This window comes from Flavobacterium chungangense LMG 26729, assembly GCF_000735715.2.
In the GTDB taxonomy this organism is placed as follows: domain Bacteria; phylum Bacteroidota; class Bacteroidia; order Flavobacteriales; family Flavobacteriaceae; genus Flavobacterium; species Flavobacterium chungangense.
On record NZ_JASY01000001.1, the window covers coordinates 685,126 to 711,639 of the forward strand.

Annotated in this window: 22 protein-coding genes and 1 pseudogene; 20 read left to right on the plus strand and 3 right to left on the minus strand. The window is 32.9% G+C overall.

All coding sequences use genetic code 11. The features are described 5' to 3' along the window. Positions 1-97 precede the first annotated feature (97 nt). Positions 98-640, plus strand: a pseudogene (locus JE46_RS02610) (lipocalin family protein). A gap of 59 nt (positions 641-699) precedes the next feature. Here JE46_RS02610 and JE46_RS02615 read toward each other — a convergent pair. Both JE46_RS02615 and JE46_RS02620 read right to left on the minus strand, forming a co-directional pair. Then, a complete protein-coding gene (locus JE46_RS02615; RefSeq protein ID WP_031453703.1) occupies positions 700-1,074 on the minus strand; it encodes a DoxX family membrane protein in 375 nt (124 codons plus the stop codon). A 193-nt stretch (positions 1,075-1,267) separates the two neighbouring features. Continuing rightward, the gene (locus JE46_RS02620; RefSeq protein ID WP_031453704.1) at positions 1,268-2,179 is read right to left on the minus strand and encodes a DUF4349 domain-containing protein; all 912 of its coding nucleotides are present in this window, start codon (positions 2,177-2,179) and stop codon (positions 1,268-1,270) included. Between the two features lie 188 nt (positions 2,180-2,367). Here JE46_RS02620 and JE46_RS02625 point away from each other — a divergent pair, with 188 nt between their 5' ends. The 3 genes from JE46_RS02625 to JE46_RS02635 all read left to right on the plus strand — a co-directional run bounded on the left by JE46_RS02625 (position 2,368) and on the right by JE46_RS02635 (position 5,261). Further along, positions 2,368-3,663 (plus strand): anthranilate synthase component I family protein, encoded by a 1,296-nt coding sequence (locus JE46_RS02625; RefSeq protein ID WP_031453705.1) that lies wholly within the window; start codon positions 2,368-2,370, stop codon positions 3,661-3,663. A gap of 28 nt (positions 3,664-3,691) precedes the next feature. Then, complete coding sequence (locus JE46_RS02630) at positions 3,692-4,702, plus strand: dipeptide epimerase (RefSeq protein ID WP_031453706.1); 1,011 nt, start codon at positions 3,692-3,694, stop codon at positions 4,700-4,702. 94 nt (positions 4,703-4,796) lie between these two features. Further along, positions 4,797-5,261, plus strand: coding sequence for a DUF1456 family protein (locus JE46_RS02635; RefSeq protein WP_031453707.1), 465 nt, complete (start codon positions 4,797-4,799; stop codon positions 5,259-5,261). 270 nt (positions 5,262-5,531) lie between these two features. Here JE46_RS02635 and sucC read toward each other — a convergent pair whose 3' ends face one another. Further along, positions 5,532-6,725 (minus strand): ADP-forming succinate--CoA ligase subunit beta, encoded by a 1,194-nt coding sequence (gene sucC / locus JE46_RS02640; RefSeq protein WP_031453708.1) that lies wholly within the window; start codon positions 6,723-6,725, stop codon positions 5,532-5,534. A gap of 416 nt (positions 6,726-7,141) precedes the next feature. Here sucC and gltB point away from each other — a divergent pair, with 416 nt between their 5' ends. The 16 genes from gltB (at position 7,142) to JE46_RS02725 (ending at position 26,485) form a co-directional block, all read left to right on the plus strand. After that, positions 7,142-11,656 (plus strand): glutamate synthase large subunit, encoded by a 4,515-nt coding sequence (gene gltB / locus JE46_RS02645; RefSeq protein WP_031453709.1) that lies wholly within the window; start codon positions 7,142-7,144, stop codon positions 11,654-11,656. A 4-nt stretch (positions 11,657-11,660) separates the two neighbouring features. After that, positions 11,661-13,115, plus strand: coding sequence for a glutamate synthase subunit beta (locus JE46_RS02650; RefSeq protein WP_031453710.1), 1,455 nt, complete (start codon positions 11,661-11,663; stop codon positions 13,113-13,115). A 214-nt stretch (positions 13,116-13,329) separates the two neighbouring features. Beyond that, positions 13,330-14,547, plus strand: coding sequence for a diaminopimelate decarboxylase (gene lysA / locus JE46_RS02655; RefSeq protein WP_031453711.1), 1,218 nt, complete (start codon positions 13,330-13,332; stop codon positions 14,545-14,547). Positions 14,548-14,811: 264 nt separating this feature from the next. After that, complete coding sequence (locus JE46_RS02660; RefSeq protein ID WP_031453712.1) at positions 14,812-15,126, plus strand: GIY-YIG nuclease family protein; 315 nt, start codon at positions 14,812-14,814, stop codon at positions 15,124-15,126. Between the two features lie 349 nt (positions 15,127-15,475). Further along, on the plus strand, positions 15,476-15,991 hold the full coding sequence (locus JE46_RS02665; protein ID WP_051872802.1) for a hypothetical protein: 516 nt from the start codon (positions 15,476-15,478) through the stop codon (positions 15,989-15,991). A 72-nt stretch (positions 15,992-16,063) separates the two neighbouring features. Beyond that, positions 16,064-16,483: a DUF4262 domain-containing protein gene (locus JE46_RS02670; RefSeq protein ID WP_209445145.1), complete on the plus strand. Its 420-nt coding sequence runs from the start codon at positions 16,064-16,066 to the stop codon at positions 16,481-16,483. A gap of 765 nt (positions 16,484-17,248) precedes the next feature. After that, complete coding sequence (locus JE46_RS02680) at positions 17,249-17,644, plus strand: helix-turn-helix domain-containing protein (protein WP_031453716.1); 396 nt, start codon at positions 17,249-17,251, stop codon at positions 17,642-17,644. A 154-nt stretch (positions 17,645-17,798) separates the two neighbouring features. Continuing rightward, positions 17,799-18,086 carry a hypothetical protein gene (locus tag JE46_RS02685; protein ID WP_031453717.1) on the plus strand — a complete coding sequence of 96 codons (288 nt, stop codon included), beginning with the start codon at positions 17,799-17,801 and terminating at the stop codon, positions 18,084-18,086. A gap of 242 nt (positions 18,087-18,328) precedes the next feature. Beyond that, the gene (locus tag JE46_RS02690; RefSeq protein WP_031453718.1) at positions 18,329-18,712 is read left to right on the plus strand and encodes a hypothetical protein; all 384 of its coding nucleotides are present in this window, start codon (positions 18,329-18,331) and stop codon (positions 18,710-18,712) included. 221 nt (positions 18,713-18,933) lie between these two features. Continuing rightward, a complete protein-coding gene (locus JE46_RS02695; RefSeq protein WP_031453719.1) occupies positions 18,934-19,554 on the plus strand; it encodes a hypothetical protein in 621 nt (206 codons plus the stop codon). Positions 19,555-19,594: 40 nt separating this feature from the next. Next, positions 19,595-20,311 (plus strand): PA3715 family protein, encoded by a 717-nt coding sequence (locus JE46_RS02700; RefSeq protein WP_031453720.1) that lies wholly within the window; start codon positions 19,595-19,597, stop codon positions 20,309-20,311. 277 nt (positions 20,312-20,588) lie between these two features. Next, positions 20,589-21,038, plus strand: a complete 450-nt coding sequence (locus JE46_RS02705) for a hypothetical protein (protein WP_031453721.1) — start codon at positions 20,589-20,591, stop codon at positions 21,036-21,038. A 44-nt stretch (positions 21,039-21,082) separates the two neighbouring features. Further along, complete coding sequence (locus JE46_RS02710; protein WP_031453722.1) at positions 21,083-21,463, plus strand: hypothetical protein; 381 nt, start codon at positions 21,083-21,085, stop codon at positions 21,461-21,463. A 3-nt stretch (positions 21,464-21,466) separates the two neighbouring features. Then, the gene (locus tag JE46_RS02715) at positions 21,467-22,018 is read left to right on the plus strand and encodes a hypothetical protein (RefSeq protein WP_031453723.1); all 552 of its coding nucleotides are present in this window, start codon (positions 21,467-21,469) and stop codon (positions 22,016-22,018) included. A 269-nt stretch (positions 22,019-22,287) separates the two neighbouring features. After that, positions 22,288-23,469: a hypothetical protein gene (locus tag JE46_RS02720; RefSeq protein WP_031453724.1), complete on the plus strand. Its 1,182-nt coding sequence runs from the start codon at positions 22,288-22,290 to the stop codon at positions 23,467-23,469. Between the two features lie 634 nt (positions 23,470-24,103). Continuing rightward, positions 24,104-26,485, plus strand: a complete 2,382-nt coding sequence (locus tag JE46_RS02725; protein ID WP_031453725.1) for a TonB-dependent receptor — start codon at positions 24,104-24,106, stop codon at positions 26,483-26,485. The last annotated feature ends 29 nt before the right edge of the window (positions 26,486-26,514 follow it).

Sequence of the window (26,514 nt, forward strand, 5' to 3'; positions counted from 1 at the left end):
TAAAATTAATGTTTTAACATGTAAGCCTTAAGTGAAATTTTGTAAAGAAAATATGCTTTTGGGATATTATCTTTAGAAGAAATAAAAAGGGAATATTATGAAAAACAGATATATAGTTCCAGTTTTGATTGGAGCAGGAATCTTATTAACCTTGTACTCATGTTGAGGAGGAATTCCGAAGAAAGCAACTGCTATAACAAATTTTGACAGCGCAAAATATCTTGGTAAATGGTATGAAATCGCCAGATTAGATCATAAATGGGAAAGGGGTTTAGACAACGTGACTGCTGAGTATACTTTAAACGAAGACAAAACAATAAAAGTTGATAATAAGGGCTATGATTTTAAAAAAGGCAAATGGCAGCAGAGCATAGGCAAAGCTAAATTTGTTGGAAAAGAAAATATTGGCATGCTGAAAGTTTCATTTTTTGGTCCTTTTTATTCGGGGTATAATGTTATTGCAATTGATGAGGATTATAAATATGCTCTTGTTGCCGGAGAAAGTTTAAAATATATGTGGATACTTTCAAGAGAAAGAACAATTCCGGAAAATGTAAAAGCAGAATTTCTGAAAAAAGCTCAGGAAATTGGCTATAAGACATCTGATTTGGTTTGGGTAACACAGGATAAAACAAATTAAAAAGAAACCCGACAGGTTTTTAAAATCTGTCGGGTTTTATATTTTGAATAAAATCAGCATCATGGAGTAAAAACACTTTTATAATTATCCCAATATCTGTAGATCAAAAATAAGTTAGCTAAGAATAATAATCCGGCAATTGGAAGACCTTGTGGGGCAAGAAAATAATTGATAAACAGAATGTTTACCGTTATCGGTAAAATCAAAATATTGGCTAATGTTACAAAACGTCCTGTGACGAAAGCGATTCCACAAAGCAATTCAATAGATTTTGCCAAAGGAAGCAGATAAGTTGACGCGACCAAGCCTATATTAAAAGCCTTAAAATTTCCGGTAGTTTCCGGTTCCGGGAAAAGATGAAAAAAATATCCAACAGAAGAAACAAGTAATAAAAGACCAATTAGAACGCGGACAATAATAGTAGCAATTTTCATAATACTAAATTTAATGGGTTAAAAAATATAAATTATGTGCTTGAAATCGTCTAATTTAATTCCCTAAAAGAGTTTTAAAAATTATCTTGTTGAGAATTTTTTAATAAAAGTATTTTTTGTTTTTGGAATGAATTTAATACTCTATCAAAGATAATGATTTTTTAATTACGAAATTGGTATTTTATTAACACTTTTATTGTTGCTTCTTTAGTTTTTTATAAAGGAAAAATCCGCCAATACTTATTAAAATAAAGGGCCAAAGATTAATGAAGAAAATTAAGATAGCCTGCAAGATGTACCAGCCGCTTTTTAAGGCATCAATAATCTGAATTCCTAAATTTGGTTTATATGCAGCACTGTCTTTTTCGCTTGCCATAGTCTCGTTTCTGATGGTTTCATTTTGATAAAGCTGTAAAGTGATCGTGCTGAAATTAATCTGATCTTGTAAGGATAAATTATCAATAGTGCGATTATCGTTTGCTTCTTTTTGGTTTGCCAAACTATTCTCGGCCTCCATAATATCATTAATTTTTTTTCCTTTCTCGTCAATTGCTTTTTCAACTCTTTTTTCGGTATTAGCACTTCTTTTTTGAGAAAGCTGATTTGATAATAATTTTAATGAAACATCATCCGCTTTGATTATCCTGAAATCCAGAAAATCAATTTGTTTAGCAATCGTTTTTATGATCGTATCGAGCTGTGTATTGGGAACGCGGATTGTGATGTTGTTTTCAACTGTATATTTAGTAGTTTCAAGTGTGCTGTCCTGACTGATTTTAGTTTTAATCTGTTCCTGAATAGTGCTTTGTAGGTTGGTATAGGTAACAAATCCACCGAATTTTTGGGTAGCATTTTCAATTGCATAAGTTGACCTGACGACGTTTTTAACCTTGAATTTGATATCAGCAGTTCGAATGAATTTCTGTTTGCTGTCTTTCTTTTCGACTGCTGCCGATGATGAAATAGCTGTGCTGGATAAAACAGCTGTACTGTCGGTTGTTGCGTAATCTGCTTTTTCTTCTGCTGTTGCATCTGCTTTTTTGCAGGAAAATAATACTGCGGTAACAACTAAGGTGGTCAAACCTAATTTTGCAATTGTTTTCATAAAGTTTTTAAATGTTGATTAATAAATGTTTTTGTATAAAGGGTAAGTAATGTTTAAATCAAATGGCAAGAAAAGTTTTAAGAATTACTGTTAATTCGATATACTAAAAAGTGTGCCAATATTTTTTTGATATTACTTATTGAAGGAATTTTTTTGTCGTAATTTTGAGATCTAAAATTGATTCATTTTTGAGAGTTTCCATTCACAAGCATATTCCGGATCCGGAGCATTTTAAGCAACAGCTTTTAAGTTGGTCACAACAATTTCGAGAGGTTATTTTTTTGGATAGTAATACGTATCCGCAAGAATATTCCAGCTTTGATTGTATGGTGGCTGTTGATGCTTTTACATCTTTAAAAACAGATTTTCATAATGCCTTTGAGGATTTAAAACAGTATCAGCAAACTACAAAAGACTGGCTTTTTGGTTATTTGTCTTACGATCTTAAAAATGATACAGAATCTTTAAAATCATCTAATTTTGATGGACTGCACTTTCCGGATTTGTTTTTCTTTCAGCCTAAAAAAATCTTTTTGCTGAAAGGGGATCAGCTTGAAATTAGATATTTACTTTTGTGTGATGATGAGGTTGAAGATGATTTTGAAGAAATTATTCAAAGTAAAAATGATTATTTCGAAACGTTGGAAAAAGTCGAAGTACAACAACGAATTTCAAAAGAATTATATTTTCAGAAAGTAACAAAAATGCTGGAACACATTCACGCAGGTGATATGTACGAAGCTAATTTTTGTATGGAATTTTTTGCCGAAAATGCTGTTATCAATCCATTGGAAAAATTTCAAAAACTGAATGAGATTTCAAAAGCGCCTTTTTCGGTTTTCTTTAAAAACAATAAACAGTTTTTGCTTTCTGCTTCTCCGGAACGTTATCTTAAAAAAACGGGGGATACCATTATTTCACAGCCGATAAAAGGCACCTCAAAACGATTTTCAGATTTGAATCAGGATGAAGAATCGAAACAAAATCTTGAAAACGATGGAAAAGAACGTGCTGAAAATATCATGATAACCGATTTGGTTCGAAATGATTTATCGCACACAGCACAAAAAGGTTCAGTAGAAGTTAAGGAACTCTGCAAAATTTATTCCTTCTTGCAGGTACATCAAATGATTTCTACAGTAACTTCAAAATTAGATCCTAAATATTCTCCTGTAGATGTTTTAAAAACAACTTTTCCAATGGGAAGTATGACGGGTGCTCCAAAAATTTCGGTAATGAAAATTATTGAAAATCTTGAGGAAACCAAGCGTGGTTTGTATAGTGGAGCAGTAGGTTACTTTTCACCCGAAGGAGATTTTGATTTTAATGTAGTGATTAGGAGTATTTTGTATAATCAGGAAAATAAATACGTCTCGTTTTCCGTTGGAAGTGCTATTACGGCGCAATCTGTACCTGGAAAGGAATATGAAGAATGTTTGTTAAAGGCCAAAGCAATGTCTGAGGTATTATCAGGTTCAATTTGAAAATAATAAATTTGAAAAGTGTCTGTTTATGAAGTTGATTTTGAAAGCATATAATTTAAAACTAAAGCACACTTTTAGAATTTCAAGAAAATCAATAGATTTTCAGCCTTCTCTAATAGTAGAATTACAAGATAATGGATTTTCGGGATATGGTGAAGCAACTTCAAATCCGTATTATAATATTACGGTGGAAATTTTGCAGTATGATATTGAAAAAATCCGTGATATTATAGAATCAGCGTCTCATGAAACTCCCGAAGAATTTTGGTTGAAAATAAATCCGTTTTTAAAAGACAATCCTTTTGCTTTATGTGCCCTGGATAATGCGTATAATGATTTGTATGCACGAAAAAATGGTAAAAAGCTGTATGAATTATGGAATTACAATATTAGTCATAATCCGTTGACTAACTATACCATTGGGATAGATACTATTGAAAATATGGTCCTAAAGATGAAAGGATTTCCATGGCCGATTTATAAAATAAAGTTAGGAACTTCTGAGGATATTGAAATTGTAACCGAATTGCGAAAACACACCAATGCCATTTTTAGGGTCGATGCCAATTGCGCCTGGACTGTTGATGAAACCCTGAAAAATGCAATTATTATGAAAAACTTAGGTGTTGAATTTATTGAACAGCCTTTGAAAGCGGATGACTGGTATGGGCATAAAGAAGTTTTTGAAAACGCTGTTTTGCCTGTTATAGCTGATGAAAGTTGTATTACAGAATCAGATGTTGCAAAATGTCACAATCATTTTCATGGTGTAAACATAAAATTGATGAAATGCGGAGGAATTACTCCGGGAAGAAGAATGATTGCCGAATCTAAAAAACGGGGACTAAAAACAATGGTGGGCTGTATGACAGAATCTACTGTCGGAATTTCAGCAATAGCGCATTTGTTGCCGGAATTAGATTATGTTGACATGGATGGTTCTCTATTGCTGGCAGAAGATATTGCTGGCGGTGTAACAATAAAAAACGGTAAAACTTATTATCCGGACAGAGCAGGAACAGGAGTGATTTTATTCTAATATTTCCTTTTAAAATAGTGTACCTTTGCAAAATAAACGATGCTGAGGAAGAACAAATAAAACTTGAAACCTCAAACCCGAAACATAACAAAAAATGACAAATAATGATATCTTAAAAAAACTTCGCGTGGCTTTGATGCTCCGTGACGACCAAATAGTTGAAATTTTAGAATTAGTAGATTTTAGAATTACAAAATCTGAATTAGGAGCTTTTTTCAGAGCAGAAGATCATCCTAACTATATGGAATGCGGCGATCAGGTTTTGCGTAATTTCCTAAACGGATTGGTAATTCATTTAAGAGGAACAAAAGAAAATCCTAAAAATCCAAATGATGTTTTAGCAAAGCATAAAGCTGAGATTCCGAAGAAAGATAATACGAAAGAAAGACCTGAGTTTAAAGCTGCGCCAAAAGACAGTGAAAGAGGAAGAGGTGATCAAAGTCCTTCAAAGTCTGGTTCGGCAGCTAAAAAACCTAAAAAGAAAGAATTTCCAAAAGGAAATGGAAAACCATCTGTTGTAGAAAAAGTAGTTTACAAAAACGGTAAGAATAAGAAATGACCGACATTATGATGTCATAATCCATGAAATCCCTTCGAATATTTGAAGGGATTTTTTATTACGGACCACATTTAGTAGAGGCGCACGGCAGTGCATCTGCTTCACGTGAATCCATAATCAAAATACGTTGTGTAGACGCACTGCTGTGCATCTCTACAATATACCTTGTCTTAAGATATTCTCAAAAGGAATGTTTTTGATATAATTACAAACAAAAAATCCATTCGTTTTTACGAATGGATTTTTATATATAACTAATTTCTTATTTGATTAAGAAAGAGCAGCTTTAACCTGGTCAGCAGCTTCCTGAAATTGAACAGCTGATAAGATTGGCATACCAGAGTTGTCAATTAATTCTTTTGCAATTTCAGCATTTGTTCCTTGCAAACGAACAATGATTGGCACATTGATAGCGTCACCCATATTTTTGTAAGCATCAACAACACCCTGAGCAACACGGTCACAACGAACGATTCCTCCAAAGATGTTAATTAAGATTGCTTTTACGTTTGGATCTTTCAGGATAATTCTGAAAGCAGTTTCAACACGTTTAGCATCAGCAGTTCCACCAACATCCAGGAAGTTAGCAGGCTCAAAACCAGCGTATTTAATTAAATCCATAGTTGCCATTGCTAGACCAGCTCCGTTTACCATACATCCTACAGTACCGTCAAGATCTACATAGTTCAATCCTACTTCTTTAGCTTCAACTTCGATTGGATTCTCCTCACGGATATCTCTCATTTCAGCATATTTTGGTTGTCTGTATAAAGCATTATCATCGATATTTACTTTAGCATCAACAGCCATGATTTTGTTGTCAGATGTTTTTAATACAGGATTGATTTCAAACATAGAAGCATCAGAGCCAATGTAAGCATTGTATAATGCATCGATGAATTTCACCATTTCTTTAAAAGCATTTCCGGAAAGTCCTAAATTGAAAGCAATTCTTCTTGCCTGAAAACCTTGTAAACCTACAGAAGGATCAACTTCTTCGGTAAAGATTAAGTGTGGTGTGTGTTCAGCAACTTCTTCGATATCCATTCCGCCTTCAGTAGAATACATGATCATATTACGACCTGTAGCTCTATTCAATAAAACAGAAACATAAAATTCAGAAGTTTCACTTTCACCAGGATAGTAAACATCTTCAGCTACTAAAACTTTGTTTACTTTTTTACCCTCAGCAGAAGTTTGAGGTGTAATTAATTGCATTCCGATGATTTGTCCTGCAATTTCTTCAACTTGTTGTAAGTTCTTAGCAAGTTTAACTCCACCACCTTTTCCACGACCACCTGCGTGAATTTGTGCTTTAATTACATGCCATCCTGTTCCGGTTTCAGCAGTTAATTGTTTTGCAGCAGCAACAGCTTCAACTGCATTATTAGCTACAATTCCGCGTTGAATGCGTACTCCGTAACTTGCTAAAATTTCTTTTCCTTGATATTCGTGTATGTTCATAATATAGAATTTGTCTGGTTCTGAATTTATTTCAGAATAAAAGTGCGACAAAAGTAGCAAAATTGAACTTAAAAGTAAAATCTTTTTTAATTAATAATAAACCAATCTCAGTTTGTTAAATAAATCTACTTTAAAGTCAAAAAAACGTTAAACAAATATGTCTTCATTGTTAATTCTAAAACACTATATCGTTTTAGAGTTACTATAAAAGCAATGTATTTTTACTGTATATTGTTGATTTTTCTTAATATAATTTAAAACGAATTGTCATTTTGTCAATTCACAATGCGTTCTATAATATTATTATCATTTAAGAACCGTTTTTCTAATATTCCTATAAAAGTGTAAGGCAAAGCATAATTTTGGTACATTATGTTTAATGAAATCTTTATTTTTGTAAAAAAAAAATATCGAGAATGAAACTAAAAGAACAAGGCCTTTATTTGCCAGAATTCGAGCATGAAAATTGCGGAGCTGGTTTTATCTGCAATCTTAAAGGAGAAAAAACAAACCAAATTATTCATGATGCTCTTGAGATTCTAGTTAAGCTGGAACACAGAGGTGGAGTGAGTGCTGATGGTAAAACAGGAGATGGAGCTGGACTTTTAATAGATATTCCTCATGATTATTTCAAGAGGATATGTGATTTTGAATTACCTGCTGCACGTGAGTATGCTGTTGGAATGGTATTTTTACCAAAAATTAAGAATCAATATGATTTTTGTAAAGATGTTTTTGAAAAAGAAGTTAAAGCACAGGGACTTTCTGTTTTAGGATGGAGAGAAGTACCGGTTGATTCTTCTCAGCTGGGTGAAATTGCTTCGGCATCAGAACCAACTATCGAGCAAATTTTTATTGGTAAAAATGAAGCTATTGAGGATGCTGTTTTTAAAGCAAAATTATATGCAGCACGTAAGATTACTGAGCATAGCATCAGACATTCTAAAATATCGCAAAGCTCGTATTTTTATCTTCCAAGTTTATCTACTACGACTATAATATATAAAGGTATTATTATGCCTGAAGATATTGGTCCGTATTATACTGATTTACAACAAACGGATTTGGTGACTCGTCTAGCACTTGTACACCAACGTTTCTCTACCAATACAATGCCAACGTGGGAATTGGCTCAGCCGTTTAGATACATGTGTCAGAATGGAGAGATCAATACTTTGCGTGGTAACGTAAGTAGAATGCGTGTTCGTGAAGAAATTATGAAAAGTGAGGTTTTCGGACCACAAATCGATAAATTATTCCCAATCATTTTACCAGGAAAGTCAGATTCTGCTTCTATGGATATGGTGGTGGAATTGCTAACACACACCGGAAGATCATTGCCTGAAGTAATGATGATGATGATTCCTGAAGCCTGGGAAAAACACAAAACAATGTCTCCTGAGAGAAAAGCATTCTACGAATACAATGCTTGTATTATGGAGCCATGGGATGGTCCTGCTTCTGTACCTTTCTCTGATGGTGATTATGTAGGGGCATTATTAGACCGTAATGGACTAAGACCTTCAAGATATACGGTTACAAAAAGCGGTAAATTAATTATGGCTTCAGAAATTGGAGTTGTAGATATTGATGCTGAGGATGTAGAAAGTCATGGTAGATTAGAGCCGGGTAAAATGTTTCTTGTGGACATGAACGAAGGACGTATCATCAATGACGAAGAAATAAAAAGTAAAATTGTTTCTGAAAGACCTTATCAGGAATGGTTAGATCAATACAGATTACACTTAAGAGATGTTCCTGAAACATCAGATGTTTGTCCGGTTGAAACTATCGATTTGCCAACAAGAGAACGTCTTTTCAATTATACATTAGAAGATATTCAGGATATGATTACGCCAATGGCTCAAACTGGTAAAGAAGCCTTGGGATCAATGGGTATTGATACACCTCTTGCTGTATTGTCTGACAGACCGCAATTAATTCCGAATTACTTCAAACAATTATTCGCTCAGGTAACCAATCCTCCTTTGGATGGTATTCGTGAAGAAATTGTGACTGATATTGCTTTAAATTTAGGTCAGGATCGTAATATTTTTGATATTACAAGTAAGCAATGCCGAAAATTAAGAATTCAGAATCCTGTTATTTCTAATAGAGATTTAGAAAAAATCAGAACGATTTCTATAGATAATTTCAAAGCAGAAACTTTTAAGATTTTATATCCTAAATCAGAGGGTATGAATGGTTTAGAAAATGCTTTGGATGCTATTATTGTTCAAATTACAAAAGCAGTAGAAAGAGGTACAAATATTATTATCCTTTCTGATAGAGGAGTTAATAAAGAGTTTGCACCAATTCCTGCATTATTGGCTTGTTCGTATGTAAATCATCAAATGAACCGTTTACGTAAGCGTTCTTATTTTGATATTATCATAGAATCTGCAGAACCTCGTGAGCCACATCATTTTGCTACATTATTCGGATACGGAGCAAGTGCGATTAATCCTTATATGGTAAATGAAATTATTCGTGTACAGGTTCAGGAAGGATTTATTACCGGAATTCCGGAACAAAAAGCGGTTGATAATTTCAATAAAGCGATAGGTTCAGGGATTTTGAAAATTATGAATAAAATTGGAATCTCAACATTACATTCATACAGAGGTTCTCAAATTTTTGAAATAGTTGGATTCAATTCTAAATTCGTTGAAAAATATTTCCCATACACCACTTCAAGAATTGAAGGTATTGGTTTGTATGAAATTGAAAAAGAGATTACAGAAAGATACAAATATGCTTATCCTGATAAACTAATTTCAAACAGATTAGGTTTAAATATTGGAGGAGAATACAGATGGAGACGTAACGGAGAAAGACACTTGTTTAATCCTACTACGATTGCCAAATTACAACAGGCTGTTCGATTGAGTGATCAGGACAGTTATGATGTGTATTCGAATGCAATTAATGATCAGGCAAAGAGTTTAATGACTATTCGCGGATTATTTGAATTTGATAACCTAAATCCAATTCCATTAGACGAAGTAGAGCCTTGGACAGAAATTGTAAAACGTTTTAAAACGGGAGCAATGTCTTACGGATCGATTTCAAGAGAGGCGCACGAAAATTTAGCAATTGCAATGAACCGTATTGGAGGAAAATCCAATTCAGGTGAAGGAGGAGAAGACAGAAAGCGTTTCCAGCCGGACATTAACGGAGACAGTCGTAACTCGGCTATCAAGCAAGTTGCTTCGGGACGTTTTGGAGTTACTTCTCACTATTTGTCAAGTGCAAAAGAAATTCAGATTAAAATGGCTCAGGGAGCTAAGCCAGGAGAAGGTGGACAGCTACCTGGAGAAAAAGTATTACCATGGATTGCAGAGGCACGTAATTCAACTCCTTTTGTGGGATTGATTTCGCCTCCGCCACACCACGATATTTACTCTATTGAAGATTTGGCACAATTAATATTTGATTTGAAAAATGCCAACAGAGAAGCCCGTATCAATGTGAAACTGGTTTCTGAAGTGGGTGTTGGAACAATCGCTGCCGGTGTTGCCAAAGCAAAAGCAGATGTTGTTTTGATTGCAGGTTATGACGGTGGAACAGGAGCTTCTCCTTTAACATCATTAAAACACGCAGGTCTTCCTTGGGAACTTGGATTGGCCGAAGCACAGCAAACTTTGGTGTTGAACAACTTAAGAAGCAGAATCGTTGTAGAATGTGACGGTCAGTTAAAAACAGGTCGTGACGTAGCTATCGCTGCTTTATTAGGAGCTGAGGAATTTGGTTTTGCAACTGCTCCTCTTGTAGCTTCAGGTTGTATCATGATGCGTAAATGTCACCTTAATACTTGTCCTGTCGGAATTGCAACTCAGGATAAAGAATTGCGTAAAAATTTCAAAGGAACTCCTGAGCACGTTATTAACTTCTTCTATTATGTTGCAGAAGAATTAAGAGGTATCATGGCGCAATTAGGATTCAGAACATTAGCTGAAATGGTAGGTCAGACTGATAAAATCAATTCAAACAAAGCTATTGAACATTATAAAGCTAAAGGACTGGATTTGTCTTCAATTTTACACAGACCTGATGCTTACAAAACAATGCCAATCCGTAATACGGAAAAGCAGGATCATAATTTAGAAGGTGTATTGGATTTCCAGATTCTAAGAGATTCTCACCGTGCTTTGTACAGAAAAGAAAAAATGACTTTAGCATATCCAATCAACAACATTAACCGTTCTGTTGGGGCTATTGTAAGTAATGAAATTTCTAAAATATACGGTCACCTTGGATTACCTGAGGATACCCTGAATATTAATTTTACCGGTTCTGCAGGTCAGAGTTTAGGAGCTTTTAGTGCTCATGGATTAACATTTACTGTAGAAGGAAATACCAATGATTATTTAGGTAAAGGTTTATCCGGAGCTAAACTGATCATTAAAAAACCTGCAAAAGCAACTTTTGTAGCTGAGAATAATATCATTGTTGGAAACGTTTGTTTATTTGGTGCAATCGAAGGAGAGGCTTATATCAATGGTATAGCCGGAGAGCGATTTGCAGTACGTAATTCTGGAGCGATTGCTGTAGTGGAAGGTGTTGGAGATCATGGTTGTGAGTACATGACCGGAGGTAAAGTTGTAGTACTGGGTAATACCGGACGTAACTTTGCGGCAGGTATGAGCGGTGGTATCGCTTATGTTTATGATCCTGAACACAAGTTTAAAAACGGATTGTGTAATACGGAAACAATTGAATTTGAAACGGTTGAAGGCGACGATGCTGACGACTTGAGAAATTTGATCGAAAGACACGTTCTGTACACGAACAGTACAAGAGGAACAGCATTATTAAATGACTGGGCAGGAAGCTTGGATAATTTTGTAAAAGTAATGCCTACAGAGTACAAAAAAGCGTTAAAACGTCTGGAAACAGAAGAACAAATGGTAGAAGAATTAACAGCATAATACAATGGGAAAAGTAACAGGTTTTAAAGAATTCGAAAGACAAGACGAATCATATATAGAAGTTAAAGAACGTGTAACGAATTATAATGAATTTACGATTCCTTTGAGTGAAGCTGAAATTACTACTCAGGGTTCTCGTTGCATGGATTGTGGTATTCCTTTTTGTCACAGTGGTTGTCCTCTTGGGAATTTAATTCCCGATTTCAATCACATGGTATACCAGGAAGAATGGCAAAAAGCCTCATGGATTTTGCATTCAACCAATAACTTTCCTGAATTTACAGGACGTTTGTGTCCGGCACCATGCGAAAAAGCATGTGTATTAGGACTTATTGAAGAGCCAATCGCTATTGAAAATATAGAGAAAAATATTGTGGAGCGTGCTTTCAAAGAAGGATGGATCAAGCCACAGCCGCCAAAAGTAAGAACTGGTAAAACAGTTGCGGTGGTAGGATCAGGTCCTGCAGGTTTAGCAGCAGCTCAGCAATTAAACAGAGCAGGTCACACTGTTACTGTTTTTGAAAGAGACAATGCAATTGGAGGTTTATTACGTTATGGAATTCCAAATTTCAAATTAGAAAAAGGAATTATTGACAGACGTGTAGCTATTTTAGAGGCAGAAGGAATTACCTTTAAAGTAAATACAAATGTTGGTGTAAACTATTCAGTTGAAGATTTAAAAGCATTCGATTCTATCGTACTTTGTGGAGGTGCTACAGAAAGAAGAGGTTTGCCTACTCCGGGAGCTGATGCTGATGGTGTAGTTCAGGCTATGGATTTCTTAACACAGCAGACTAAGGTAGTTTTTGGAGAGAAAGTTGAAAATCAGGTATTGGCAACTGGAAAAGATGTTATCGTAATTGGTGGTGGGGATACAGGTTCTGACTGTGTGGGAACATCAAACCGTCATGGCGCAAAATCGGTAACGAATTTTGAGATTATGCCAAAACCACCGGTTGGCAGAAGTGCTTCAACTCCTTGGCCTTACTGGCCATTGCAGTTAAAAACATCGACTTCACACAAAGAGGGTTGCGAAAGAGACTGGTTAATCAATACAAAAGAATTTATCAAAGATGCAAATGGTAAATTAATAGCTTTGAAAACCGTAAAAGTAGAGTGGAAAATGGTTCCTGGACAGCGTCCGGAATTGATTGAAGTTGAAGGTTCTGAACAAGTATGGCCTTGTGACTTAGCTTTACTGGCACTAGGTTTTACAGGACCGGAAAAAACTCTAAGCAGTCAGTTAGGATTGGAAGTTGATTTTAGAAGCAACTATAAAGCAAATAATTATCAAACAAACGTGCCAAATATATTTACAGCAGGAGATATGCGAAGAGGACAATCTTTGATTGTTTGGGCAATTTCTGAAGGTAGAGAAGCTGCTCGTCAGGTTGATATCTACTTAATGGGTAAATCAGATTTACCTACTAAAGAAGGAGGAGATTTACCTGGAGTATAATAATTAGATCCATAAAATTATAAACGGCTGTCTATATTGACAGCCGTTTTGCTTTTTTTATATATAATTTATAATAAATTTTGAAAATGTTTGAAATTTAAACAAAACCCATGTGAAGTTTAAAAAACAAACAATTTGTTATAATTTGTTATTTTTCTACAATTTATTTGTAGTGTATTAAAAGTGTAATACATTTGTTCAAAATAGTTTAATAATGCAAGCAAAAGATTTACTGCAGTTAGCAGACCAATTTGGAAGTCCATTGTATGTTTACGATGCAGAAAAAATCCAATCTCAGTACAACAGATTAACGAAAGCTTTCTCTAAGGTAGAAAACTTAAGAGTTAATTATGCCATGAAGGCATTGTCTAACGTTGCGATTCTTCAGTTATTAAAGAACATGGGGTCTGGCTTAGATACTGTATCGATTCAGGAAGTTCAGTTAGGACTTCATGCTGGCTATGATCCTGACAAAATTTTCTTTACACCAAACGGAGTTTCTCTTGAAGAAATTGAAGAAGTTGCCGCAATGGGTGTACAAATCAATATTGATAATTTATCAATTTTAGAGCAATTCGGAACAAAACATCCGCATATTCCGGTATGTATCCGTATCAATCCGCACGTAATGGCGGGTGGAAATGCTAATATTTCTGTTGGACATATTGATAGTAAATTCGGAATTTCGGTACATCAGATTCCGCATATATTACGAATTGTCGAAAACACAAAAATGAGCATAGTCGGAATTCACATGCACACGGGATCTGATATTTTAGATATCGAAGTATTCCTGTATGCTGCCGAAATTTTGTTTGATACAGCTAAACATTTCAAAGATTTACAATTCTTAGATTTCGGAAGCGGATTCAAAGTACCTTACAAAAAAGACGATATCGAAACAGACATCGAAGAATTAGGTAAAAAATTATCTAAAAGATTCAACGCTTTCTGTTCAGAATACGGTAGAGATTTAACATTGATTTTTGAACCGGGAAAATTCCTGGTGAGCGAAGCAGGTCATTTCTTAGTAAAAGTAAACGTAGTAAAACAAACAACATCGACAGTATTTGCCGGAGTTGACAGTGGTTTCAACCATTTGATTCGTCCAATGTTATATGGATCATCACACCATATCGAAAACATCTCCAACCCGAAAGGAAAAGAGCGTTTTTACTCAGTGGTAGGATACATTTGCGAAACCGATACTTTTGCCAACAACCGTAGAATTCCAGAAATTACAGAAGGTGATATTTTAGCGTTCAGAAACGCAGGAGCATACTGCTTCTCAATGTCATCCAACTATAATTCAAGATACAAACCGGCTGAGGTTTTATGGAAAGACGGTCAGGGAATCCTGATTCGCCAACACGAAACATTCGAAGATTTGCTTAAAAATCAAATTCCGTTGCCAGTAGAAGCAACAGTTTAAAAATAAAAAAAAAGAGAATATCAATGTTGAAAGTCCCGTTTCTTATGAAGCGGGATTTTTTTGTTTCTTAGATTTTCAGATTGTTGGATTTTTAGATTATTCGAAAAACAATTTTCAGCTGAGCACAGTCGAAGCTTCAGCCTAATCTTGTCATCCTGACGAAGGAAGGATCTCAGCAAGAAATTCTAGAAAGATCATCACATCATCTCAACAAAAAAAAAGAAAATTCTTTAAAATAATTAGTTTTGCAAAAATAAAAATCAAATGCAATTACAACAAGGTTATCACACCTACTACATCTACATACTAACAAACAAATCAAAAACAGTATTTTACACTGGAGTTACAAATAATTTGAAAATCCGTTTAAATCAGCACAAAGAGAACAATGTAAATGAAAAGAATACTTTTACGGCAAAATACAATGTGATATTTCTGATATATTATGAAAAGTTCACTTGGATTCAGGAAGCAATTGCCCGCGAAAAAGAAATAAAAGACTGGCGTAGAGAAAAGAAAATTGAGTTAATAAAAACTATTAATCCAGATCTCGATTTTTTGAATGATTTATTTGCGTGATAACAAACCTTCATCAATTCATTGAGTCTTGTCGAGAATTTGCTTCGCAATTTTACCAACTTATTTAATTTGCATCAAACTTATTCGCTCAGTTTGTCATTTCGACGTAAGGAGAAATCTCCGCAAGTAGCTCCGCAGCGAGAATCAATCTTTGTCGAGTTTCTTGCTAAGATTTCTCCTTACGTCGAAATGACAAGATTGTGGATAATAGAGACTTTTAATTAAAAGTAAAAAGATAATAAATATTATATTTGAAACAATAAACTAATCCAACTTATTTAGTCTAAAATCTGAAAACAAAAGGCTGATATTTATAAAGTGCGCTTACATTAATTTTTAATTAACCTTCATGAATTCCTTCGAAACAGTTTACGATTTTTCATCTGGAGATGGGTTTTCAAGATTTGCCGTATTACTTTTTCCGATCGGCTTTTTTTTATTTTCCAAGCTTAGAATTACACCTAAAATTGAAGAAAAAGAAACGGAAGATTTTTTTTTAAATAATCTGGAAAGTCAAAAGAATATTGCATTTATAATAAAATACTTTTCACTAATTTTATTTGTAATGTTACTAATATTGTTTAGCATTAAATATTGCAAAACATACTTTTTATACAAAGACTCTAAAATCATAACACAAGGATTTGTAAATAATTTTCATCCAATGCCATCGGGTGGACACGATAGCGAAAGATTTACGGTTAATGGAGTGGAATTCAAATTTTCTGATTTTGACATTTCCGATTTTGGATATAATAATGCAAAATCACACGGAGGAGCTATCGACGAAAATAAATATGTGAGAATTAGTTATGTTAAAGTCAAAGGTTCAAATCAAATTTTAAAACTGGAAGTGAGAAAATAAAACACATTATGTAATTAAAATCAATACGATGAATAAAACCCAAAAAGAGCAAAACTTAAATATTTCATGCAAGTGTATGATAACATAAAAAACAATGGTTATCATACTACTGCAATATTAGAAGAGAAAAACTTTGCACCTTTTGCCTATTCGACTGGTTTGTATGAAAATTTTAAAATTCCTGAATTATTTATTTCTGGACTTGGCCCAAATTTATCAGGACAATTAATTGAAAAATATGCCGAAAAATACAAAAACACAGAAATTCCGATAAATATAAAAATTGACGATTTAAGTGATCGTTTTCCTGTTTATTTTATAAAGGTTAACAATATAGATTTAGAAGATTATGTCCTTACTTCAATTAAATTTTATGAAAATAAAAATTATGAGTATTTGCAATTAATATTTCCTGACCTAAACGGACATTTTCCTAATGATCTAAATTATGATTACGATCAAAAGATAATTGGAGAATTTATTAAAGAATAAAAGCTTCCTATTAATCACCCGCTAGCGCGAGCGTCTCGCTCGTGAACACAAACTGAATAAATTAACAACATAAAAACTTTGCGGCATGAGAGCGAGATGCCTGTGTTAGCTAAGATTAAATAAAACAACTTTTGGACATTAAAAAAATTTATCGAAGATTCTTTTATATTAACACAAGGTCAATAAACAGCTGGCAGGCTACCATTTCGATTTCAATACACCAGTCATTATTCTTATTTTTAATTTCACTAATTCTTAAAAAAATTTTTCTTCCCAATTTAAAAATTAATCTGCCAATTGTTTTTATTTGCTTTCTCATTCTTTCTTTTGTTTTTAAATATTTTAATGATCGAATTTTTAATAAAAAAGACATAGAATATACAGCAGAATGGTTGCAAGAAACAAAAAGAAGTAAAATGTTATATAAAATTAGTAATGTTGCATTTCAAATTTTTCTTTTTTCTACATGCATTCTCATTTTAATGTATTTAGACAACAAATTATAATAGTATAGAAATCAAAATAATCCCTCAAATCCCCGCTAGCGAGAGCGTCCCGCTCGTGAACACAAGCCAAGCAAAAACGAAACTTTATTGACATGAGCGTGATGCTCGCGCTAGCATATAGGATTATCTCAAGCAACACTTGAAGCTTTTAACAATGCCAAAATTCTGAAAGGGAAAAGCTTAATTCCTCTCTGAAAAAACATATATTTGTTAGTGAAAAATAATAACACTATTTCATTCAAAAAAATACCTTTGAAATATGAGCACAACAACAAAATCAAAACATATCGGTAGAAATATCAGCCGAATTAGAGAGCTTAAAGGTATGAAGCAAGAAGCACTTGCGCAGGCAATTGGTTCGAACCAGCAAGCAATATCTATTATTGAAAACAGCGAAACTGTTGACAAAGAAAAACTTGTGGAGATTGCAAAAGCACTTGGGGTTACTGTAGAAGCACTTGAAAATTTTTCAGAAGAAGCGGTTTTCAATTTTTTCAATAACTTTTACGATAATAGCTCTATTAGCGGTGCACAGGGAATTAATAATTCTTGCACATTCAATCCACTTGATAAAGTTGTAGAACTTTACGAGCGTTTGGTTCAGGCTGAAAAAGACAAAAACGAATATTTAGAAAAATTACTAAAAGGAAAATAATTTCGGCAACAATATAAATTTTATAAAAGCACAAGGATTTTTTACTTTGTGCTTTTTTTTAAGCCTATATCGAAGATTTTCTAACCAGATAGCGCGGATTTGCAATCCGTGCCCTCAGTAAGAACAGAAACGTTACCACCAATTTTAAAAAGGTATGATATTTTGCATAGATAATTATAGTAATCCAAAAGAAATTGTAGTTTATGATTCCATAGACCAAATTACCAATATGATTGAATGGCAGGACATCTTAGACAAAGGAATAATAAATATTGACGCTGATGGTAATATTTATGAATGGGACGACTACAAAAAATCTGAATATGGAAGAATTTATGGTTACTCAATGAAAGTAGTAGGAACAAATACAGATTTGGCAAACAAATGTTTTCTGACTTACGAAAAACAGAACAGACCCACTGAGTTTTTACTCGAAGAATGAATTCAATGACCATATCATGAAATCACACATTTTTAAACTTCTACAAAAAAATGAAAAGAGAAAATTCAATTGATATAGTGCGAGGAATTGTAATGCTAATTATGGCATTAGACCACGTTCGTGATATGTAGACATGCTTGCTCAGGGATCGATATTGTTATGGATTCGGGTAAGAACGATGGAGATTTGGTGGTACATAGGAATAATCGTGAAATTTATAGAAGAAAATTTTAATAAAAAAGATGAAATCAAATATTATAATCATTGTTATGATCTTAACGCTAGTTTTTGCATGCAACAAAAAGGAAGAGACCAAAGCTAATGTTACAGATGAAAACTCCGGAACTGTTTTTAGAGAAAAATTGTTTAATCAAAAATTAATGGATAGTTTAGAGAATCGTACCCTATTTAATGGTGATACGCTAGCATATAATGAATTAAAAGGGATTTATTATATTGGTGAACAAAAAGTTACAGGATTGCTTTATTATTCATTAATTATGTCTAATAAATATAATTATAAAAGAGCTTCCTTTGATGTATATGATATTCTAACAAATGATAAAAAAGTTTTGGATGATAAAACAAAAAAAATGGCAAATGATTATTTAGAAAAAAGTAAGTAATGTGAATAAAAATGCTAAAGTCCTGTTTCCGAAAGGGGAATAGGATTTTTTTTCGCATGTCCCTCAGGGGTTCCTTTTAACTACATTTTTTATTAGAGAAAAGTAAAAAGCAATTAGTTTTTTATAAGTGTTTTTTTATATTTTTAGAAAAAAAATAAAGCCCAAAAAAGGAGCATCATAAGGCTTTATTTACTGTAAATACAAAAAAATAAAATTATAAAATGGAAATTTTTAAAGAAATTAGTTTAGAAGAAGCTATTAAATTGATAGAAGCAGGCGAGTCTGTACTGAATGACGAAATTATTGATGAGTTAAAAGCTTTTTACGAAGTTGCAGGTAAAATTATTTTGTATTCAGGAGAAACTAATTTAGAAAACCTGCTGGTAGGGAATGACATTGTTCTTGTTAATGGTAATCTGAATGTTGCAGGAATAATTGAAGATTGTGAAAAAGTAGACACGTCACTTTTGATAGTTTTAGGAAATGTAAATTGCAAAAGTTTAATTACGCTTTCAAGTATGTCAATCAGTGGTGATCTAAATGTTGAAAATGTGATTTTAGGAGATTCTCTTTGTGACTATGTTTTAAATGTTGGCGGAAATATTGTAACCAAAACAATTTTGGATTATGGTCATTGTATTATCTCGGAGAAGACAATTACTGCAACGGATGTTTTTTCATTTAATGCAGTTGAGGATGAAGACGGAACTGTCGAGCCAAATTTGGAACGTGAGGATTTAGTAGATGAGATTATCGATTTTGATGAAGATGAAAAAATGGAAAACTTAAGCAAAACCGTAGCTTACATAAAAAGAGGTGGCCAAATTTTCAGAATATCCTAAATTGGAAAAAAGTTATTTTGAATAGTAAAAAATCAATTTCATGAAAAAAGGCTTGTTTGCTTTACTATGTTGTTTTCAATTTTCATTCTCGCAAAATACGGAACATCTGGATAAAGTTTTAAAACAACTTAAGTTTAAAAAAAGCGAAATAGATCTGGAACATTTTGCTCAAAAAGTATTGCCGTATGATAAACAGAAAAGCGTATTGGTGATTCCTAAATTTGCTTCTGAAGTTTCGGACGATTACTTGGTATTAGATGCTTATGTTATTGTAGTTGACAATGCGACCGGAAAAATAATCTCTAAATTTGTTGAACCAAATGCATGGACATCAGACGCTATAAGGTTAACGGATATTTCAGTTGATACTGGTTTGTATCTTTTAAATAAAACTACAAGAGCATTTGGAGTCAGGGTGTCTTATACAGGAAGCAGCAGACCCAATCCTTTTAGTGAAACTAATTTGTCATTATATATTATGGACAAAAGTTCCTTGAAACCGGTACTCAAAAATTATACAATCTCACAGTCTCGTGGAGAATGGGATACTAATTGTGCAGGAGAATTTGAGGACAGCAATTCAACTTTTGAGATTGATAAAATGCAAAACCATAATTTTAATGCTATTATAGTAAAAACTAAAAATGTTACTACTGTAAATACACCTACAACTGATGATTGTGTTGCTAAAGAAACTATTACAAAAAATACTTCAAAATTAATTTTTAATGGCAAGGAATATAAAGAAATGAGATAGCCGAGGAGGATTCTGAATTTTTTTTTATATGCCCCATTTTGACCTGTTATTAAAAATTAATTTTCTAATTCAGCATTTAGCTACTATTTGAGTCAGGAAATAAAGGCGAAGTAAAATAGAATTCTCAATGCAAACTAAAACAATGCTAAATTGGTTACCTGTAAATTAAAGGTTTTGTATAAAAGGAACTTCATTTACTGAAATAAAATATTATTTTAGCTTGTATAAATCAATAGCTGTTAAGCTATAATAATTCAAAAAAATAAACCCCAAAACCATGAAAATTACGATTTCCCTGTCAGTATTATTTTTGCTGTTTACTACTCATTCATTCAGTCAGACTATTGCTGATTTAAAACTGAAAAACAAAGAAATTCCCAAAGGTTACTCTTTAAGCGATGGAAACAACTGTGTTTCTGTTCAGGCATGCACTTTTTACAACGATATTGAAACGTACAGCAATATTGTGGGAAAGGTAAAAAGCAAAGCAATGCAAAGTTTTAAAAGCAGACCCGATACTGGTTCTATTATGTATTTTGAATTTGAGCATGTATTTAAAGGAGAGCGTTTTCTGCAAGGATTGTTATGGGGAAAAGCCGGTCAGCCCACAGATGAACATCCGGAAGAATATGTTGTAAAAGGAAAATTTCTCATCATTTGGAGTTTTCATCCCGACAGCCCTGTCAGAGAAAAATCAGAAGCAAAAATTGAAGGGATTTTGCCGTAATTAGTATTTTCAGTTCACGAACTTTATCATTAAGCACAAAAAAAATGAAAGCACATATTCGAATCCTAATTTATTCAGTTCTATTTCTTTTATATCTCATCTCAACTTCATTATTATTACTGTTGAGTGAAAAATTAGGAGTTACTGCATATATAACTTTAGGCTGCGGTTTTACTGCTCTTAATATAGTTTATTCTTTTATTGTTTTAAAATGGATTCCTTTATTAAATGTAGCCTGTTCTATTGTAATTGCTCTTTTGTCATTGTTCCTGGCTTTAAGGTTTGGGGAATTAGAGTTGTTTCCGAATAATGATCCTTATGGTATTATAACTTCAATAATAGCTAATGCTGTTTTTTCAATTGTTTTTTGGGAAGCAGTATTTCAATTAAAAAAGAAAACGTCTGTATCGAAAACATTATCATAAAAAATGAAAATAATAATTACAATAATTTTAGGTGTATTTATTTGTTTTGGATGTGAACGAAATCCAAAACAAATAAACAACAAGAAAAGCAATACAACGACAAATACTGAAAACAATATTAAAGTCTCAAAAAAAAATAGTAATAACGAAAAGAGAAGCATAGAACAACTTAACCTGATTCCTATTGACACAGTAGATTCAAAAAGTGAAAATATTTATAAGAAATACGGTATCGAATTTAGTGGTAATTGCTATGCTTGTGATTTGGCAGAAATTACTATAACGGAGCAGACATTAAAACTAACCAATGTGTGTGATGTAAATCTAAATCGGGAATTTGAAATTATAAAAATCACAAATGCTAAAAGTGAAATTGAAATTAAAACCCAACAAAGTGACTTTACATTTACAGAAATTGACAAAACACCCATTTACGAATTGAAAATTACCGGGAAAGAGATTAATGCCGAAAACTTGCGAATTTCTAAATATTATACGCTGAAGAAATTATTGAAGAAGTTTGAACAACATGATTGTGGGGATTTTGAAGGATAAAACGGATGTCGCTAATTTAGTATAGTTTAATCGTTGTTCTTCAAATAAAATTATAAGATTTTTTTTTAATCTTTTGAAAACAAGATCTCTAACTTAGCCCCGATCGAGCCGGTATCCTTTTACGGCGGGGTTCGCCGTAAAAGATTTAGGCGAGAGCGGGACAGGAGGTTATTCTGAAAATGAATGATGCTGCTCATTAAAATAAAAAATTAAAAGGCATAGTTGTTGAAAGTTAAAAAAGATATATTTACACCTTCAAAATGATACCTATGCAAAAAAATACTCTATTGGTTTCTCTCTTATTTTTAGTGTTTTCATGTGGCGTAAAAACAACCCAATCGCTTATTAGTGACGGTAATTATGATGAGGCTATTAATCGTGCTGTTGAGGCATTAAAATCTAACAAAGATTCTAAAGGAAAACAAGATTATGTTTACTTACTCGAAGAAGCTTTTGCAAAAGCAAAAGACAGGGATTTGAGGAATCTTGAAATGATGGAAAAAGAAAAAAATCCTGCCAGTCTTGAGCTTATCTATAATACTTATTTACAGCTTAATAATCGTCAGGAAAAAATTAGACCCATATTACCGCTTAAGTTATTGAAGCAGGGAAAAAATGCTCAATTTCTTTTTGATAACTACTCAGATCAGACTGTAAACAGTAAAAATGCATTATCTAAATATTTATATGAAAATGCACAAGCGCTCTTAAAATCTTCTAATAAACTTAATTACAGAAAAGCGTATGATGATTTAGTTTATATCGAAAGCATAAATCCGAATTATAAAAATGCAAAAAAACTAATGGATGAAGCCCAGTTTAAAGGGACCGATTTTGTAAATGTTTACGCTACCAACGAAACAAATATGGTGATACCAACGCAATTACAAAATGATTTATTAGATCTCAGCACTTATGGACTTAACGATAAATGGACAGTTTATCACAATGTCAGACAAAAAAAAGTGAGTTACGATTACGGTCTGATTTTAAATTTCAGGGAAATTCACATCTCGCCGGAGCAGATTAAAGAAAAGGAATTCGTTCAGGAAAAAGAAATTAAGGATGGTGTTAAAACGCTATTAGATAGTAGAGGCAGGCCTGTTAAAGATAGTTTGGGGCGTCCGATAAAAGTAGATAATTTTAAAAAGATTAAAATCAGAATTTTCGAATTCAGACAATTTAAAGCATGTCAGGTGACTGCTAAGGTAGAGTATGTTGATTTTAAAACCAATCAGTTATTACAATCATTTCCTTTGACGAGTGAATCTGTTTTTGAAAACGTTTATTCGACTTATCGTGGTGACAGAAATGCATGTGATGAAAAATACTTAAGTAACTTCAATAACCGTGCAGTACCTTTTCCTAACAATGAGCAAATGGTTTTTGATACGGGTCAGGACCTTAAAGCTAAATTTAAAAACATTATTGTCCGAAACAAATTCAGATAAATTTGAAATCTTTATAATCCCATTTGCCACAAACAAATGGGATTTTTTTTGAATAATAAAAAAGGATCAAAAAAATAATTCAACTTTTGTTGATGTTGTAATTAAGCACGAAAAATTATCAGATTTAGAATGATTATAGAAATGGGCTTTAAAGAAGGCTTTACAATTGCAATGGAAGGCCTGGACGAAATTTTTACTTTGGAATAAAAGTTTTAAAATTATAGTAACACGAAAAAAATGCGCATTTTATTTGCGTATTTTTTATAAGAATATTAAAGTTTATTTTGATTATTTACCTGTAGAGAATCACGGTACGATATTACATTCGGCAGTTTCAAATTCTTTTCGATTTTTTTACCCTCAAACGCAGTAATAAAATTAGAATGAACAATTTTTTTGTTTTTTTAAAATTACGACAATAGGTTTTCTATGGTTTTTAGCTGTAGGCAAAAATCTGTGTGATGATTTCTGTTTAAGGGGAGATTAAAAAATATAATTGGAAAAATATAGGTTGAATAAATACGAATAATTTAGATGCATAATAATGTTTAGAAATTCTTAACGCATTTTTAACAATTTTCATACTACATAATTTATTTTCAATTGTTAACTTAAGGATATCAAAACCCCGACAATGATTACAAAAAAAATTGATGCGTTTATTATTCTTTTCCTTATATGCCTAACATCATTTTCTCAGGAAAGATTTACTTTAAGTGGTACCATTACCGATTTTAGTAATAATGAAACTCTGATAGGGGTTCATATCTATATTCCAGCTTTGAAAGTTGGAACTTATACTAACAAATATGGATTTTATTCACTTACACTTCCTAATGGAGAACATCAATTGAGAATAAACCATTTTGGATATCAGGAAGTTGAAAAAACAATATTATTAGAGGAAAATACAAAAGACAATTTAGCCTTAAACGAAAACAGTGAAGAACTTCAGGAAGTTCTAATTAAGGAGGTGAGATATAAAACCAATATTAAATCACCTGAAATGAGCGTTAATAAACTGTCTATTTCTGACATCAAAAAAATGCCTGTAGTTTTGGGTGAAGTTGATGTTTTAAAATCTATTTTACTATTGCCGGGAGTAACAAATGCAGGAGAGGGTGCTTCAGGTTTTAATGTCAGGGGAGGCGGTGCCGATCAGAATTTAATTTTATTAGATGAAGCGACTATATTTAATTCTTCCCATGTTTTTGGATTTTTTTCTGTTTTTAATCCGGACGCTATTAAAAATCTGAAGTTATATAAAGGAGGGATTCCGGCCCGATATGGAGGGAGGGTTTCTTCGGTTTTGGATATTTATCAGAAAGATGGAAATAGTAAAGAATTTCATGTAAATGGTGGAGTTGGACTAATTTCAAGCCGTATTCTTGCAGAAGGCCCGATAGTAAAAAACAAAGGTTCTTTTTTGATAGGAGGAAGAGCATCTTATGCACATTTGTTTCTAAAATTATCAGAGGATCAAAAGGGCAACGCGGCCTATTTTTATGATCTAAATACCAAATTGAGTTATAAACTAAGCGAGAATAACAGTTTGTTTTTATCAGGTTATTTTGGACGTGACGTTTTTAAACTGAATGAAATTTTCATGAATACTTATGGTAATTCTATATTGAACTTACGTTGGAGTCACTTATATTCGGACAAATTATTTGCAAATTTATCTTTGATCTACAGTGATTATTATTATGGACTTGATTTAAATTTTGTAGGTTTCAAATGGAATTCCGGTATTAAAAACTATACTGTTAAATACGATTTTGAAAACTTTATTTCAGATAAATTCAAATTAACTTATGGTTTAAACGGAATCTATTATGAATTTAACCCTGGAATAATTAAGCCCTTAAGTGATGAATTTACAATCAATCCTGAGCAATTAGATAAAAAATATGCACTTGCAATATCCCCTTATATTGGTTCAGAAAGTCAGCTTTCAAAAAGAATTACAGTTTACTGTGGCTTAAGATTTAGTATGTTTTATCGTCTGGGAGCTTCGACAATTAATTTGTATGAAAACAATAATGCAGTTGTCTTCAATTCGGATATGCAGATTTATGAAAAAGGGACACCAATAAGTACTGAATACTACAAAAAGAACAAGGTTATTGAAAGTTATAACAACCTTGAACCCCGGTTTTCAATTTCTTTTCAGCTGAATGATGATGCCGCATTAAAAGCGAATTACAACAGAATGGCACAATATCTTCAGTTAGTTTCCAATACTTCATCTCCGACACCTCTTGATGTCTGGATGCCAAGCGACAGTTATATCAAGCCTCAAATTGCAGATCAGGTTGCTGTAGGTTATTTTAGAAATTTTAATGGTGGGGCTTATTCACTTGAAACAGAGATTTATTATAAAAAAGTTAAAAACAGGCTGGACTATATCGATGGAGCAAATCTGATTGCAAATGATGCAATTGAACAAGTAATTTTAAATGGGAGAATGCGGGCCTATGGCTTAGAAATCATGTTTAAGAAGAATGAAGGCAAACTTAACGGCTGGATTTCTTACACACTTTCAAAATCAGAACAACAAACTCCCGGCAGAACTCCCGAAGAAACAGGAATCAATAATGGTCAATGGTATAATTCTGCTTATGATAAATTACATAATGTAGCTATTACGTCTGCTTATAATTTAAATGCAAAATGGACATTCGGAGCTAATTTTGTTTTACAGTCCGGCCAGCCAGTTAGCTACCCAAACAGTCAGTATGAATATTTAGGAATAACTGTTCCCAGTTATGGATTACGAAATGAAAACCGATTACCTGCTTATCATCATTTAGATGTTTCGGCTACATTGACACCCACAAATAATAAAAACAGAAAATGGAAAGGCGAATGGGTTTTTAGTATATATAATCTGTATAACAGACAAAATGCTGCTTCAATTAACTTCCGTCAAAATGCAGATACTGGTTATAATGAAGCAGTAAGAACATCTATCTTCGGAATTGTACCAGCGGTTAGTTATAATTTTAAGTTTTAAAATCATTTTCTGTAAAAAGAAAAAATATA